The sequence below is a fragment of the Pseudomonas sp. DWP2-2 genome, from assembly GCF_049897065.1.
Lineage (GTDB): Bacteria > Pseudomonadota > Gammaproteobacteria > Pseudomonadales > Pseudomonadaceae > Aquipseudomonas > Aquipseudomonas paracarnis.
Genome location: NZ_JAFCVN010000003.1, coordinates 209019 through 224655, shown reverse-complemented (window position 1 = coordinate 224655; position 15637 = coordinate 209019). Strand labels below are relative to the sequence as shown.

12 protein-coding genes are annotated in these 15637 nt (G+C 60.1%); 8 read left to right on the top strand and 4 right to left on the bottom strand.

Annotation, left to right across the window (positions count from 1 at the left end):
• The first annotated feature begins 157 nt into the window (after nt 1-157).
• From ACP7CZ_RS08515 to ACP7CZ_RS08505, 3 genes are read left to right on the top strand one after another with little or no spacing between them, the layout of a single operon-like run.
• Nucleotides 158-1501: a CHASE2 domain-containing protein gene (locus ACP7CZ_RS08515; RefSeq protein ID WP_262020057.1), complete on the top strand. Its 1344-nt coding sequence runs from the start codon at nt 158-160 to the stop codon at nt 1499-1501.
• Between the two features lie 37 nt (nt 1502-1538).
• Nucleotides 1539-1904: a hypothetical protein gene (locus tag ACP7CZ_RS08510; RefSeq protein ID WP_014716500.1), complete on the top strand. Its 366-nt coding sequence runs from the start codon at nt 1539-1541 to the stop codon at nt 1902-1904.
• A 14-nt stretch (nt 1905-1918) separates the two neighbouring features.
• Complete coding sequence (locus tag ACP7CZ_RS08505) at nt 1919-3496, top strand: M48 family metallopeptidase (RefSeq protein ID WP_034125519.1); 1578 nt, start codon at nt 1919-1921, stop codon at nt 3494-3496.
• 81 nt (nt 3497-3577) lie between these two features.
• On the opposite strand, the gene ACP7CZ_RS08500 is transcribed toward ACP7CZ_RS08505, so the two are convergent.
• Nucleotides 3578-4864, bottom strand: coding sequence for an OprD family porin (locus ACP7CZ_RS08500; protein WP_034125518.1), 1287 nt, complete (start codon nt 4862-4864; stop codon nt 3578-3580).
• A gap of 407 nt (nt 4865-5271) precedes the next feature.
• Between ACP7CZ_RS08500 and ACP7CZ_RS08495 the strand changes: the two genes are divergently transcribed.
• A complete protein-coding gene (locus tag ACP7CZ_RS08495) occupies nt 5272-7347 on the top strand; it encodes a TonB-dependent receptor (RefSeq protein WP_054896637.1) in 2076 nt (691 codons plus the stop codon).
• Nucleotides 7348-7531: 184 nt separating this feature from the next.
• Here the strand turns inward: ACP7CZ_RS08495 and ACP7CZ_RS08490 are convergent, their stop codons facing one another.
• From ACP7CZ_RS08490 to ACP7CZ_RS08480, 3 genes are all read right to left on the bottom strand, one after another.
• Complete coding sequence (locus tag ACP7CZ_RS08490) at nt 7532-7747, bottom strand: hypothetical protein (RefSeq protein ID WP_054896638.1); 216 nt, start codon at nt 7745-7747, stop codon at nt 7532-7534.
• A gap of 235 nt (nt 7748-7982) precedes the next feature.
• Nucleotides 7983-9089, bottom strand: a complete 1107-nt coding sequence (aguA, locus tag ACP7CZ_RS08485; RefSeq protein WP_054896639.1) for an agmatine deiminase — start codon at nt 9087-9089, stop codon at nt 7983-7985.
• Nucleotides 9090-9210: 121 nt separating this feature from the next.
• Complete coding sequence (locus ACP7CZ_RS08480; protein WP_259038107.1) at nt 9211-12120, bottom strand: aminotransferase; 2910 nt, start codon at nt 12118-12120, stop codon at nt 9211-9213.
• Nucleotides 12121-12273: 153 nt separating this feature from the next.
• On the opposite strand from ACP7CZ_RS08480, the gene rfbB reads away from it, so the two are divergent.
• Genes rfbB through rfbD form a run of 4 tightly spaced genes read left to right on the top strand, consistent with a single transcriptional unit; the run spans nt 12274 to nt 15636 of the window.
• The gene (gene rfbB / locus ACP7CZ_RS08475) at nt 12274-13356 is read left to right on the top strand and encodes a dTDP-glucose 4,6-dehydratase (RefSeq protein WP_054896641.1); all 1083 of its coding nucleotides are present in this window, start codon (nt 12274-12276) and stop codon (nt 13354-13356) included.
• Nucleotides 13353-14228 carry a glucose-1-phosphate thymidylyltransferase RfbA gene (rfbA, locus tag ACP7CZ_RS08470; protein ID WP_003187717.1) on the top strand — a complete coding sequence of 292 codons (876 nt, stop codon included), beginning with the start codon at nt 13353-13355 and terminating at the stop codon, nt 14226-14228. The genes rfbB and rfbA overlap by 4 nt, the downstream gene beginning before the upstream one ends.
• Nucleotides 14225-14770 carry a dTDP-4-dehydrorhamnose 3,5-epimerase gene (gene rfbC, locus ACP7CZ_RS08465; RefSeq protein WP_047712353.1) on the top strand — a complete coding sequence of 182 codons (546 nt, stop codon included), beginning with the start codon at nt 14225-14227 and terminating at the stop codon, nt 14768-14770. Before rfbA ends, rfbC begins: the two co-directional genes overlap by 4 nt.
• Nucleotides 14767-15636, top strand: coding sequence for a dTDP-4-dehydrorhamnose reductase (gene rfbD / locus ACP7CZ_RS08460; protein WP_259038106.1), 870 nt, complete (start codon nt 14767-14769; stop codon nt 15634-15636). The genes rfbC and rfbD overlap by 4 nt, the downstream gene beginning before the upstream one ends.
• Nucleotide 15637 lies beyond the last annotated feature (1 nt).

Genomic DNA, 15637 nt, shown 5'->3' with positions numbered 1-15637 from the left:
CCCACAGCGCAAAGCCCTGGCCAGGATAGGCCAGGGCTTTTTACGAATGACAACCCATGCGCCCATAGCGATATGGCACTTAGCCACTTTTCCAATTGACACCCCCTCCCCACTCCGTTAAAAACCCCGCCTTGCTTGCGTTTTTATCGAGACATGGATGTTGTCCAAACCCCCGCTGTTCAAATACCGCCGCTATTGGCTGGCGGTCATCATCGTGTTGCTGGCGATTCTTGATCCTTTCGGCCTGGCCAGTTCCAGCGACAAGGCGTCGGCGCAGTGGCTCAATCGTATGTTCGCCAGTCACTACCCGAGCCTTGGGCAGCAGCGGGTGGCGGTGGTGTTGATCGATGATGCCTACCTGATGCGCAATAACAGTTCGTGGCCCATGCCCTATGGCGAGCAGAGCAAGTTGTTCAAGCGCTTGCTGGCGTACAAGCCCCAGGCGGTGTTTGTGGATTTGCTTTATAGCCACGACCACTCGTTTGGCGACCCGACGCGGGGCAGCCAGTTGCTGGCGAATGTGTTTGAGCGTTATCAACGCCAACGCATCCCATTGTGGCTGGCCAATACTGGGTTGACTCGGGCAGAGGCGGGCCAGGCGAATACGCTGGCGCCGTTCATGCAGGTGAGCCAGCCGGCGCTGGTTGTATGGGAAGGGGTGGATGACAAGTATCCACTGGCGATGCGCACACATGCAGGGCTGATGGAAACTCCCGCCCTGTCGCTGTATCGAGTGTTCTGTGCCACGCAGCACTGCAAGCAGCCGCCGGTGGATGTGCAAGCCGCTGCGCAGCGCCAGCCCATCGCGGTGCAGTGGGGGCTGAAGCTGGCGCCCGAGCAGGCACGTATTGCCGATATCCGCCACTGCGCGCCGGCACGGCATTTTTTGCTGGATGGGGTGGCGCAGTTATTTCAGGCGGTGTTCTGGAAGCTCGACGACTCGGCCCAGGCGCGCTGCCCTTATACGCTGACGTTGTCGGCCAGTGACCTGGAGGTCAGCGACCCCGATGACCAGGCACTGGTCGCCGACTTACTGCGCGACCGCCTGGTGTTGGTGGGCGCCAATATCGCTTCCACCGGGGACTTGGTGGAGTCGCCGGTACACGGCCAACTCCCTGGCGTTTACCTGCACGCCATGGCGCTGGACAACCTGATCAATGCGGGCATGGACTACGACCATGAACCGGCCAATTTCCCCCACCTGCCGTTCAATTGGCTGGACCTGCTGGAGCTCGGGCTGCTGGCGTTGATCGCCGTGCTCAAGGCGCTGCACGCACGTCGCCTGGCGGGCCATCGCCCCTGGAGCCGGTGGCGGCGCCAGGAAATCTGGTTTTTTACCTCGCCGTGCCCGTCGTGGCTGTTGGTGATGTCGATGTTGGCGGGGGTCAGTGTGTTGCTGAGCCTCAATGACATCACCCCGGTCAACGTACTGGGCATTGTGTTGCTGTCGTTGGTGCTGTTCAGCGAGCGGATCGAAGCCTTCTTCGACCGCGATCGCTGAGTGCACCGCTCTGCTATCTGACTCAAGGAAACCAAGGATGAACAGAAGCCTCATCGTCTTGCTCGCCGCCCTCTTCACCCAGGGCGCCTGGGCAGAAACCCACAGTATCAAGGCGTTCCTCGCCGACCCAGTGACAGTGCTGGACGAGCAGGGCAAGCAACAACGTGAGCTGGCGAAAAAGGACGCGCCCACCCAGCCCCTGCCGGTGTTGCAGTACAACCAGGCACTGGATCTGGTGCAGGTAGAACTGGCAGGCCAGAAGGTGTGGCTGGACACCATGGATTTGCGCATCGAGCCCCCGCTGAACGTCGTCGACCTGCCCTGCCAGGGCCTGACCAAAAGCCAGGCCAAGGACAGCCGCAACAACTCCACCATCGGTTTTGGTGCCGGCTGCAATCAATAAAAAGGAGCGTTGCGGTGAAGGGATATCTAGTAGCAGCCAGCCTGTTGGCCAGTTCGGTGCTCAGCGGTTGCGCCACCTTGAAAGGCGCAGACCAGGCGTTTATGAACCTGGTGGGGCCCTCGACCCAGTCCCGGGTTCAGGGCCATTACGTGGATAACAGCGACGTACGCCAGTATTACAAGCTCGACCCACAGCGCCAGAGCCAGCAGCGTTTGAGCTACGACGGGCGTGCGGTACCGGCCGCTGAAGCGCGCCAGCAGAACCTGGTGGATATCCCGATGCTGCAAGGCTACTTGCAGGGCATCGTCACGCGCTTGTCCAAGGGCTGGCCGGGGGAGTTGCCGCCGCTGCAGGTGAAGATCACCGACAGCTATGGCTTCGGGCCGTCGGCAGACCCCTACGGCAACCTGTTCGTGCCGCTGGGCATGCTGGACAACGTCGCCAGCGAAGACGAAATCGCCGCGATGCTGGGCCATGAAATGAGCCACGTATTGCTGCATCACCATGACCGCATGGCCGCTTTCCAGCAGCAGAAAGACATGTTTACCACCGTCGCCTCCACGGTCGCCTTGGCCACCATGGCTGCCGATACGGGCGTGGACCGCAGCTCCGGTACGATGAAACTGTTCAGTAAAGACCCAGCCGGCACCCAGAAGACCATCGGCAACACCGTGCTGTATACCGCCCTGGCCAATACCTTTTCCGATCAGGTATGGAGCACCGCCTGGGGCCGCAGCCAGGAAGACCAGGCCGACTTGCTGGGCACCGACTTGATGATCCGTGCCGGTTACGCGCCGCGAGCCGCCACCCATAGTCTGGAGCGCCTCAACGACTTCCAGGGCAAGCAGAAGCCCTTGCTCACGGGGTTCCTCACGGCGCGCAAGAATGCCATGCAGGATTCGCTGCAGCAGTTCAATCTCAACCAGTTCACCAAAGAGCTGGACGTGCTGGTCAAGGATGGCTTGACCACCGGCATCACCGCGACCAGCCAATACTTCAACCGCTCACATATGTCGGCGATGGACCGCGACACCGAGCTGCGCCAGTACTTGCAACGCGAGTATCGCCAGGAACGCCGCGCCCGGGTCAACCCGCAAAGCTGGTCGAAAATGAAGAATACGCCCCAGGTGGCGAAGGCTTTGCAGGGCTATAAAGACGCGTACTTCGCAATTGATGCCCTGGAAAAAAACAAGGTGCCGCAGGCTGACGCTTTCATCCGCAAGGCCCTGGCCTCGCCGGTAAAAGACCAGCCGAGCATTCGGCGCACCGCCTATACCGTGCGCCTGGCCCAGGGCAAAAACAGCGAAGCGGTGAAAGAGTTGCAGGCGATCAAGGACTGGTCCCTGGCAGGACCTTCCACCTATGACTTGATGATCAGCTACCACCTCAAGCGCGGTGACGGGCAATCGGCCCTGGCGATGATCGACAAGGCGGAACGCAACCTGGGCTCGGAGGAACTGTTTATTACCGAGAAGCTGTTGGCCAACCAGCAACTGCAGAATGCGCAGCAGGTGCAAAGCGTGCTGCGCAAATGCGAGCAGTACCCGACGCGCAAAGAGAACTGCAAAAAGCTCGCACCGGTCAAAGCCTGACGCCCCCGCGAGCGGACAATAAAAAACCCCGAACCAGTCGGGGTTTTTTATCGCCTGGCATCAGGCACGACATTTGATCAATTAGAAAACGTTGATCGGGTAGTCGGCGAACAGACGGATTTCGTTACCGCCTACGTTGTAGTTGCTGGCGTTGTTGGAAACGCGCAACCACGAGGCACGGGCACGCAGGCTCAGGTCTTTGGCTGGGCCGCTCTGTACCACGTACTTGAACTGGTTCCAGATTTCACGCTCGGTGCCATCGCCACGGCCAGTGCCGTCGTCGATGTTGGTGCCGCGCACGTAGGCAATGTTGTAGGTCAGGCCCGGTACGCCGAAGGTGGCGAAGTCGATGCCATAACCTGCTTGCCAGGAGCGCTCGTCCTTGCCGTTGAAGTCGGACCAGTAGGAGTTGGCCAGCAGGATGGTATTGCCGCCGTCGCCAATGCCGCCAGCGTTGCGGTAGCCACCGTACAGGTAGCCGGTGTCACCGGTGCTGCGCTGGTGAGCGAGGGTGAAGCTGTGCGCGCCAACGGCCCAGGTAGCGCCCAGGCTCCAGATCTTGTTGTCGCGAGCGTCCGCATCACCTTGGTTTTCCAGGGCGAAGCTGCGGTCCAGCTTGGTTTTGTAACCGTTGAAGTCAAACGTCAGCGACTGTTGTTCTGGCAGGGCCAGCACGTAGTTGACGTTGACGTATTGCTTCTTCAGCACGTCCTGCATGTCGGAGGCGTACAAAGCAGCCGACAGGCTTTCGGTGAATTTGTAGCTACCACCGATGTAGTTGATGCTCTTCAAACGGCCGCTGTCGCTGCCCTCGGCGCTCTTGCGAGCTTCCTTGGTGAAGTGACCAGCATCCAGTTGCAGGCCGGCGATCTCTTTGGAAACGATCGAGGTGCCCTCGTAGGTTTCCGACAGCAGACGCGAGTTGTCGTATTGCAGGACCGGCACGGCCGGCATCTGCTGACCGTATTTGATCACGGTGTTGGAGATACGCGCCTTGACGGCTGCGCCGCCTTTGGCCAGGTCGTTGGCGGCTTCTCCGCTGTCACCTTGCTTGAAGAAGTCGATACCGCCAGCGCCGCTGCGACCTTTACCACCATCCAGGCGGATAGCGTATTGGCCAATCACATCCACACCCACACCGACGGTGCCTTGGGTGAAGCCGGACTCGAACTTGCCGATGAAGCCTTGGCCCCATTCAGCTTTGTCCTGCTTGCCGTTTTTGTAGTCACGGCTGATGTAGGCGTTACGTGCTGCGATGTTCAGGTGGCTGTCTTCAACGAAACCCTTGGATTGCTCCTGGTCGTTTGCCATTGCTGTCGATGCGCTCAAAATCCCCAGAGCGATCAGACTCATCCGTTGCTTCAACATTTTCTTATATTCCTTATTACGGGTTGAGTACGCGCTGTGACACCAGGCTCCTGTTGCTTTTCTGGTGTCGACCTTGCCAGCAAAAAGAAGGCCCGCGGACGACTGAACTGCCGCGGGCCTTTTTTATTGGATTTAGTCATGGTGGTTAGCCACAGGCGTTGGGCGCAATCCTATGCGGGCGTTGAACTATGTGTCAATTTCGTGAATCGTCTGTATTTAGGCGATATTCGTCTAAGCGGCGGGCTAAAGCGGCGGGATGAAAGCGTTGAAAACACCTTGATCAGCCTTTGGAAACACATTAAGTAACAAATCCGCATGCAATGCGTTAGGGAATAGATAACGCGCGCAAATGCAAAGCATTACCATTCGCGCACAATTTTCCTGCCACGTCATTTGGATACACTCTCATGCCTGCCCCTCGCCTGACGCCCCTCTCCCTTGGGCTCTCTGTCCTGCTGTCTGCTGGTTTTGCCGGTGCGGCCACGGTCTTGCCCGAAACCTCGATCAGCGTGGAAGCAGACGAAGACGACCCACGGGTCAAAGAGACCAGCACCGCCACACGCACCGCGACGGCTGTTCGCTACGTGCCCCAGGCGATCGACTCAGTCAAAACCGAAAGCCTGCGCTCCTATGGCACCAACGAGCTGGGCCAGGCATTGAGCGGTATCCCCAACGTCAGCAGCGGCGCCGATACACGCTTCGACAGCGTGCGCATACGTGGTTTCGACGCCAGCAATGACTTCTATCTGGATGGCATTCGCGACGACAGCCAGTACGTACGTGACCTGCATAACATCGAGCGTATCGAAGTGCTCAAGGGACCGGCCGCCGTGCTTTACGGGCGAGGCGGCCAGGGCGGGATCGTCAACCGGGTGAGCAAACTGCCAAGCCCAGGGCAAAAGTCCAGCATCGAAGCCCAAGGCGGCAGCAACGATTTGCGCAGCCTGTATGCCGACCTGAGTACCGACCCCACCGATAACATCAGCCTGCGCCTGAACATGGGCAACCAGGACAACAACAGCTTTCGCGATGGCGTCAGCGGCAACCGCCAGTTGTTCGCGCCGTCGATGAGCTGGCAGCTCACTCCAGAGCTGAACTGGCTGGTGCAATACGAATACAGCCGCTACAACCGCACCCCAGACCGTGGCATTCCTGGTGTCAACGGGCGCCCGGCGGATGTGAGCCGCAGCACCACTTACTTTGATCACGGCGATTACATCGACGATAAGTCCCAGTCCCTGCGTTCCAGACTCGCCTACGAGCTCAACGCCGACTGGCAACTGCGCCACACCCTCGGCGTGTTCAAGCTCGACAGCGATTTCGACAATACCTACCAGACCGGCTATGACCCGAAAACCAACACCGTCAGCCGCCAACACTGGCAGCAGGACCTGACCACCCGCAACGTGTTCAACAACGTGGAGCTGGAGGGCGGTTTCGACACCTTTGGCCTGGAACACCGCCTGCTCACCGGTATTGAGCTGGGCAGCCAGCGCCGTGATCCGAAGCTGTACTCCGCTCGCGATGGCAAGACGGTGCCGAGCCTGGACCTCAACCAACCCAATCGCCGCCTGAGCCACACCGGGAGCATGCGACTGTCGAGTAACAACCACACCGAAGTCGAAAGCCGCGCCCTCTACATACAGGACCAACTGCGCCTGAATGACCAGTGGCAACTGCTGGGCGGGCTGCGTTACGACCGCTTCGAAGTGGACACCACCAACAAGCTGCTCGACATCCAACAGAACGTGAAAAGCCACAGCACCAGCCCGCGCGTCGGCCTGGTGTGGACGCCCCTGGAGCACCACTCGTTCTACGCCTCGTGGAGCAAGACTTTCACCCCAGCAGGCGGCGGCCTGATCGGCATCACGCCGAACGCCACCGGCAACGTCAACGACCTGAGCCCGGAGTTGACCAAGCAAAAAGAAATCGGCGTGAAGAGCGACTGGTTCGATGAGCGCCTGAGCACCACCCTGGCTGTGTACGAGCTGGAACTCTACAACCGCCGCACCAGCGACCCGCTGGACCGTACCATTACCCTGCTCACCGGCGAACAGCGCTCACGCGGCGTGGAGCTGACCGCCACCGGCAAGATCGTCGACAACTGGTATGTGCGCGGCGGCGTAGGCCTGCAAGATGCCAAGGTCGAGAAGGACAACAACGGGTTTGAGGGCAAACGGATCAGCGACGTGGCCAAGCGCAACGCCAGCCTGTTCATCACCTGGAAGCCGGAGATGGGCTGGTACGCGGAAACCGGTTTGACCCTGGTGGGCGATCGTTACGCCGACAACCTCAACACCGTGGTGTTGCCTGGTTATGGTCGCTGGGACGCGCTGGCCGGGTTCCGTCAGAAAGAATGGGACGTGCGGGCAGCATTGAACAATATCGCTGATAAAAACTACTACGCCTCGGCGACCAGTGCGGCGCAGATTCAACCAGGCGAGCCGCGAAGCCTGGTGGTCACCGGTACCTACAGCTTCTGACACGCCTCATGGGAACCAAAGCCTGCTCCCACACTGGTTAGGCATTGCCCACAACATCAGCGCCTGGCACAGATCCCTGTGGGAGCGGGCTTGCCCGCGAAAGCGGTGTGCCAGTCACTGAATGTTTAACTGAACCACCGCCATCGCAGGCAAGCCAGCTCCCACAGTTGGTTTCAGGTGTTCTTTAGTTGCTCATTACCTCGCACAACGCCTGCACTTCATCCTCCGTGAACAACCCCAACGGGTAGCGCTCACTCATCACACTGCGCAAGTCAGACGCTTGTCTGGCCTGTCGCGAGCCGTTCGCCTTCAACCAAAGGGCCAACGCATGGATGGCGTCTGCGTCGACCCGCAAAGGGTGGAACGTACGCGTGTTCATCAGGTGGACATCGGCATTCATTTCAGCGCTCTCTCCTGCTGCGTGAGCGGCTAACTTACTCAAGGTTTGTGACAGAACTGCACGGTCATCCCCCTTGGGCCACTGTAACCACAGCGATACAAGAGCTATGCCAATGTGCCCTGTTCACCGGCATGCAGACATGAAAAAGCCCGCGACCGGGCTGGGTCGCGGGCTTGTGGGGAACACTGCAAACGCGCGTTGCTCGTACGCCATCAAGGCGCTGTTACAACTGCACTCACTTTCGCTGCGGAGCTGGCTGCTGTTGGGTCAGGCAATGGATATTGCCCCCGCCCAGTAACAATTCGCGGCCCGGCACCATCACCACTTCATGTTGTGGGAACAGGTTCTGCAGGATTTGCTTGGCCTGATCGTCCAACGGGTCATCGAAACTCGGCGCGATGATGCCGCCATTGACGATCAGGAAGTTGACGTAGGAACCGGCCAACCGCACGGTCGGATTACGCTCCTGGCTACCGTCAACCAGGTCTACCCCGGCGCATTCCTCCTCAGTGGCATACAGCGGACCCGGGATCGGCATTTTATGCACGATGAACGAGCGGCCCTGGGCATCGGTGCTGCGTTGCAGCACGTCCATGGCTGCGTGGCAGCGTGGGTAGTTCGGGTCTTGCGGGTCATCGGTCCAGGCCAACAGCACTTCGCCCGGGCGCACGTAGCAGCAGAAGTTATCCACATGGCCGTCGGTTTCGTCGTTGAACAGGCCATCCGGCAACCAGATGATCTTGTCTACCGCCAGGTTATCGCTGAGCACCGCCTCAATGGCCGCACGATCAAGGTGCGGGTTGCGGTTGCGGTTCAACAGGCATTCTTCGGTGGTGATCAGGGTGCCTTCGCCGTCGACATGAATCGAACCGCCTTCAAGCACAAAGCCTTCAGTGCGGTAACGCGGTGCGCGCTCCATCTCGAGGATCTTGCCTCCCACCTGGGAATCGCGGTTCCACGGTGCATACAGGCCGCCGTCAAAACCACCCCAGGCGTTGAAGTCCCAGTTCACACCCCGTACTTCTCCACTGCCGTTGATCACGAAAGTGGGGCCGGTGTCGCGAACCCAGGCGTCGTCATTGGACATTTCCACCAGGCGGATATTGGGTACGTCCAGGCGGGCACGGGCGTTTTCGTACTGGCTGGCGGAGACCGCGACGGTCACCGGCTCAAAACGTGCGATGGCCTTGGCCACCGTCACATGGGCCGCCTGAGCAGGCTTACCGCCCAGGCGCCAGTTGTCTGGGCGCTCGGGCCAGATCATCCAGGTCTGGGTCTGGGGCGCCCATTCGGCAGGCATGTGAAAGCCATCGGCGCGAGGTGTGCTGTGCAAGGTGGTCATGGCGATCAGGGCTCCGAATGGGGTCAAGGGCAACTTTATAATGGATAAAAATCGGCTTTAACAGACTAAAAACATGATAGATGCTCGGGTCTGCAAAAAATAGCCGATAACAATCGATAAATCACAGTTGCTCATCCAGCACTTTCGACAGCATGTCCACAAAGAAGTCCACACTGCGTCTGGACGTCACCATCGGCGGCTTGATTTTGAGGATATTCAGATAATCACCGGTAGGCTGCATGAAAATCCCCAGTTCCCGCAGCCGGTCACACAACAAGGCGGTTTCTGCAGTCGCAGGTTCGAGGGTCTGGCGATCGCGCACCAGTTCAAGGCCCAGATAGAAGCCCGAACCGTGCACGGCACCGACGAGCGGATGGCGATCGATCAATTCCTCCAACCGTGCCTTGAAATGCCCACCTACCAGTTGGGCGTTTTCCCACAGCTTTTCCTCTTCCATCACATCCAGCACCGCCATGCCGATCCGGCAACTGACCGGACTGCCTCCTGATGAGGAGAAGAAGTAACCCTCGGCTTCCAGCGCCTCGGCAATTTCTCGGCGGGTGATCACTGCACCCAACGGCTGGCCGTTGCCCATGCCTTTGGCCATGGTGATGATGTCAGGCACCACACCTTGCTGTTCAAACCCCCAGAAGAAATGCCCCATGCGGCCGTAACCCACCTGCACTTCATCGGCGATGCACACGCCTCCCTGGGCACGGACCAGGCCATACACCTGTTGCAGGTAACCCGGTGGCAGGGAGATGCCGCCGGCATTGCCGTACACCGGCTCACAGATGAACCCGGCTAATTGACGCTGGCTCGCGGCGATTTTCGCCAGGTTATGCTCCACGCTTCGTACATAGTCCGGCGCGCTGTCCGGCCCGCGGAATTCACCGCGGTAGGTATTGGGCGCGGTCACCGGGTGTACCCAATCCGGGCGGCTGCTCAAGGCCTGGGGGTTATCGGCAATCGACGTGGACACGGCATCCGCCGCCACCGACCAGCCGTGATAGGCCTCCAGCACACTGAGCATGTCGCGCCCGCCGCTGTAGGCCCAGGCCAAACGAATCGCCAGGTCATTGGCCTCGGTGCCGCTGTTGACCAGGAACACCCGGTCCATGCCCTCCGGCGCCAACGCCAGCAGGCGCTCGGAGAACTCGGCAACCGCCGCGTAGTGAAACCGCGAGTTGGTGTTGAGCAACGACCACTGCCGAGCCGCCACTTCAGCCATGCGCGGGTGGCCATGGCCCAGCACGGCCACGTTGTTGAGCATGTCGAGGTACGATCGGCCCTGCATATCGATCAGGTGGTTACGCCAGCCGCGCTCGATACGCGGTGGGTCGGCGTAGTAGTGCTTCTGGGAGCGGGCAAAGCTGGCATCACGCCGGGCCAGCAGGGCTTCTGGGTCCAGTTCCGGCTCCGCATCACAGGCCAGGCCCAATAGAGCTGCGGGTGACGGGCACAACGCCTGCCACACCAACGCCCGGGAAGGTGTGCAGAACAGCGGTGGCTCAAGGTCGGCGCGGCACAACTGCACAGTCAACGGCGCATGAACCTCGCCCAGCACCTGCCCTTTGACCAAGGTTGCGCCCGGCTTGAGTGATGTGCGCACGCCCCACAAGCGCAGGCTCAGGCCGCTGTCGTGCAAACACAGCAAGCCGTCGGTACCTTCGCGCAGCATTCCCGCAAAGGGTGCTTCCAGCACCGTGCCGTGGGGCAGATGTAGTTCGACATGCAGGGGGAAGGTCTCGGGCTCTAGCGCACTGTCGGGGCGGGTGCGCGACAAGCGGTATTGCCCATAACGACTGGCCGCCAGCCCATGCACCGTCGCTGCTTGATCCAGCAAGCGCCGATCGATGCCGGGAGTCTCCCAATTGCCAGCCTCGAAATGCGGGCTGAGTACGCCCAGGTCGATCAGCGCAAACTCGCGGCCCACCAAGCCTGGCAATAAAGGCGCGAAGTCTTGGTTGGCGACGGGCGGTAATGTTTTGCCGACGCTGCGCAGAATAGCCGCTTGCATGAGTTCGAAGGGCACCGACGTGGCGATATGGAAGATTTCCCACTCGTGTTCGGCGTTTTTCTTTAGATAAACGTTGTCCGGGTCCAGGCGTTGCTGCTGCTCACTGCTGAGCACCAACACCGCCGCGCGAGCGACGATCAACGGCCACAACACCTCCAGCTCTTCGCGCTGCAACGGCGTGACCGCGTGGCAGGCCTGGATCGCCGGCAAGAGAGCAAACGGATCACCGTCGGCATGGTGCAACAGCGCCGCGCAGGTCACCGAGAGATCGGCAATTCGCCAGGTGTGCACCAGATCGCCGAAATCGATCACGCCTTGTATGCGCCAGTGCCGCTGGGCATCACGCTGCCACATCACGTTGTCGTCGGTGATGTCCATGTGCACCGCTTGCCAAGGCAGGTGTGCCGCCAACGGCTGGACATGCGCCTCGACCTGCCTGGCTACCTGCTCCAAAGCAGCACGCTGCGGCAGGTCGGGCAAGGTTGCCAGCAGGTGGGTGATCAATGCTTGCGCGTGGCGCGGGTCCCATTGCAGGGTGCGCTCCAGGCCAGGGTGCTCGAAACCTGCCAGCGCGAGGCTCATCTGCCCGCACAGCTCACCAAAGCCTTCGATCACGGTGCGGCTCAGGTGGGGTAAATGCGTCAGGGGCTGGCCGTCGATGTAGTCCAGTAGCCGCAGGTGCAGGGTTTGGTCATCGACGTTGACCGTCAGCAACTCCTCACCCGCCAAGGTCTGGATGACCTTGGGAACACGCAGGCCGGCATGCGCGCCCAGGCTGTTGAGCGCTGCGTGTTGGGCTTGAAGTTCAACCGCGGCGTAGTCACCCCGGCAGATTTTCAAAACGAAGCGGCCCCGCGTGCTGTCAATTCGATAGTTGAGGTCTTGCTGACTGCCCAATGAGTGTAATTTGCCCGCCATACCATAGTGCCGCTCGAGCAGGCATGCTGCTTGCTCGGGGGTTACTTGTGGGCAAGGCAAGCTGGCACGGTGGGTCAACGTGGCTAACGACATTGTGACGACCTTTGTTTTTTCAGGCGTCTATATCGCCATTGTTCAGGGGCACAAGGCAACCCCCCAGTAATACAGCGCTTGCACCACCCGGCTCGCACCACTCAAGCTATGCTTCATCCGCATAATGTCTATCTAAGGAAAGGGCCCTCCGATATGCGCATTCTCGTTACTGGCGGCGCTGGCTTTATCGGCTCAGCCCTGATCCGCCACCTGATCCAGCACACCGAGCACGAGGTGCTCAACCTGGACAAGCTGACTTACGCCGGCAACCTCGAGTCGCTGACCAGCATCGCGTCCAACAGCCGCTATGAGTTTGTCCAGGCCGATATCATCGACCAGGCCACCGTCAGCGCCTTGCTCGCACGCTTCGAACCCGATGCGATCATGCACTTGGCGGCCGAGTCCCATGTCGACCGCTCCATTGACGGCCCGTCGGATTTTATCCAGACCAACATCGTTGGCACCTACAGCCTGCTGGAAGCCACGCGAGCCTATTGGCAGAAGCTGGCAGAGCCGGCAAAAAGCGCATTCCGTTTCCACCACATCTCCACTGATGAGGTGTATGGCGACCTGCACGGCGTGGACGACCTCTTCACCGAGACCACGCCTTACGCACCGAGCTCGCCGTATTCCGCGAGCAAGGCAGCGTCCGACCACCTGGTACGCGCCTGGCAGCGCACCTATGGCCTGCCGGTGCTGTTGACCAACTGCTCGAACAATTACGGGCCGTTCCATTTCCCCGAAAAATTGATCCCGCTGGTGATTCTCAACGCCCTGGCGGGCAAGCCACTGCCGGTGTATGGCGATGGTCTGCAGGTGCGTGACTGGCTGTTCGTCGAGGATCATGCCCGTGCGCTGCTCACAGTGGTCACCACTGGGGTTGTGGGCGAAACCTACAATATCGGCGGCCACAACGAACAGAAGAACATCGACGTGGTACGTGGCATCTGCGCCCTGCTGGAAGAACTGGCGCCGCAACGCCCAGCCGGTGTGGAGAAATTCACTGACCTGATCACCTTCGTCAAGGATCGCCCAGGCCACGACCAACGCTACGCCATCGACGCCAGCAAGATCGAACGCGAACTGGGCTGGGTCCCGGAAGAAACCTTCGAGACCGGCCTGCGCAAAACCGTACAGTGGTACCTCGATAATCTGGAATGGTGCAGCAGGGTCCAGGACGGCAGTTATCAGGGAGAACGATTGGGCAACACCGACTTGAAGGATCTAATCGCATGATGAAGGGAATTGTATTGGCTGGCGGCTCCGGCACTCGCCTACACCCCATTACGTTGGGAGTGTCCAAACAGCTGTTGCCGGTGTATGACAAGCCGATGATCTACTACCCGATATCCGTGCTGATGCTCGCAGGCATCAAGGACATTCTGGTGATCTCCACTCCGGTAGACCTACCGCAGTACCGAAACCTGCTGGGAGACGGCAGCCAGTTTGGCGTGCGTTTCACGTATGCCGAACAGCCTTCCCCGGACGGGCTGGCTCAAGCATTTATCATTGGCGAAGAGTTCATCGGTGATGACGCGGTGTGCCTGATTCTGGGGGACAACATCTTCCACGGCCAGCATTTTGGCGATCAGTTACGCACCGCAGCCGAGCGCTCCTCGGGCGCTACTGTTTTCGGCTATTGGGTGAAAGACCCGGAGCGCTTCGGTGTGATTGATTTCGATAAAGAGGGCCGCGCCCTTTCCATCGAAGAAAAACCGGCAAAGCCCAAGTCACCGTATGCCGTGACCGGCCTGTACTTCTACGACAACGACGTGATCAAGATCGCCAAGGCGGTCAAGCCTTCGCCACGCGGCGAGCTGGAGATCACCGACGTCAACAATGCCTACCTTCAGCGTGGCGATCTTCACGTTGAACGCTTCGGCCGTGGGTTCGCCTGGCTCGACACCGGCACCCATGACAGCCTGCTGGAAGCCTCGACCTACGTTCAGACCATCGAGCACCGCCAGGGCTTGAAAGTGGCATGCCTGGAAGAGATCGCCTATGAAAATGGCTGGATCGATCGTGATTATCTGCTGGAGCGCGCCAAGTACTTTGGCAAGACCGGCTACGGCCAATACCTCTACTCGCTTGCCGGAGAGACCCAGTGAATGTAGTTGAAACCACACTACCCGGCGTACTGATCCTCGAGCCAAAGGTATTCGGCGACGAACGCGGTTTCTTCTACGAAAGCTTCAATGCGCGCGCCTTTGAAGCAGCCACCGGGCTCAAGCGTAATTTCGTACAGGACAATCACTCACGCTCGCAAAAAGGCGTGCTGCGAGGTTTGCACTATCAGCTTGAACACACTCAAGGCAAGCTGGTACGTGTTACCTACGGTGAAGTGTTGGACGTAGCGGTCGACATCCGTCGCAGCTCACCCAACTTTGGCCAGTGGGTGGGTGTCCGCTTGTCGGCACAGAACCATCGCCAACTCTGGGTGCCGGAAGGCTTCGCCCATGGTTTCGTGGTGTTGAGTGAGTACGCAGAGTTCCTGTACAAAACCACCGACTACTACCAGCCAAGCGCCGAGCGCAGCATTCTCTGGAATGACCCGACGCTGGCCATCGACTGGGAGCTGGCCGAACCGCCGCAACTCTCCGCCAAGGATCAGGTCGGCAAACTGCTGATGGAAGCTGACTTGTTCCCATGAAAATCCTCATCACCGGCCAACACGGCCAAGTCTCCCAGGAGCTGCAACAGCGGCTCAAGGGCCTGGGCGAACTCCTCATCCTGGGCCGCGACCAGCTTGACCTGGCAGACGCAGACCTTATCCGCCAGCAAGTACGCACCCATCGCCCTGACCTGATCATCAACGCGGCGGCCCACACCGCCGTCGATCTGGCCGAGAGCGAGCCGGACGCTGCGTTCGCCATCAATGCCATCGCCCCCGGCATCCTCGCCGAAGAGGCCAAGGCGTTGGGTATCCCGCTGATTCACTACTCGACCGACTACGTGTTCGACGGCACCAAACCTGCCCCGTACACCGAAAGCGACACGCCGAACCCATTGGGTGTGTACGGCCAGAGCAAGCTGGCGGGCGAGCAGGCGATTGCGGCTGCAGGCGGCGAGTACCTGATCTTGCGCACCAGTTGGGTCTATTCGAGCCACGGCAAGAACTTCCTGCTGACCATGCAGCGCCTCCTGCAGGAAAAACCGCAGATGCGCATCGTGGCCGACCAGATCGGTGCGCCGACCTGGGCCGGGACTATCGCCAACAGCACCCGCGTGCTGATCGAGCAGTGGCAGGCCGGTAAGGCAGGGGATTGGGGTGTTTACCACCTCACTGCCCAGGGTGAGACTTCATGGTTCGGCTTTGCCCAAGCCATTGGCGAGCAACTGCGCGCCGAGGGCAAGGCCTGCGCCGAGCTGGAGCCGATCCCTTCCAGCGCCTACCCGACCCCCGCCAAGCGCCCGCTGAACTCGCGCCTGGACTGCACCCGCCTGCAACAGCAATGGCACGTCAGCCAGCCCCAGTGGCAAGACGCATTGCGCGAGTGTCTTGCACAGCAGCACTAGG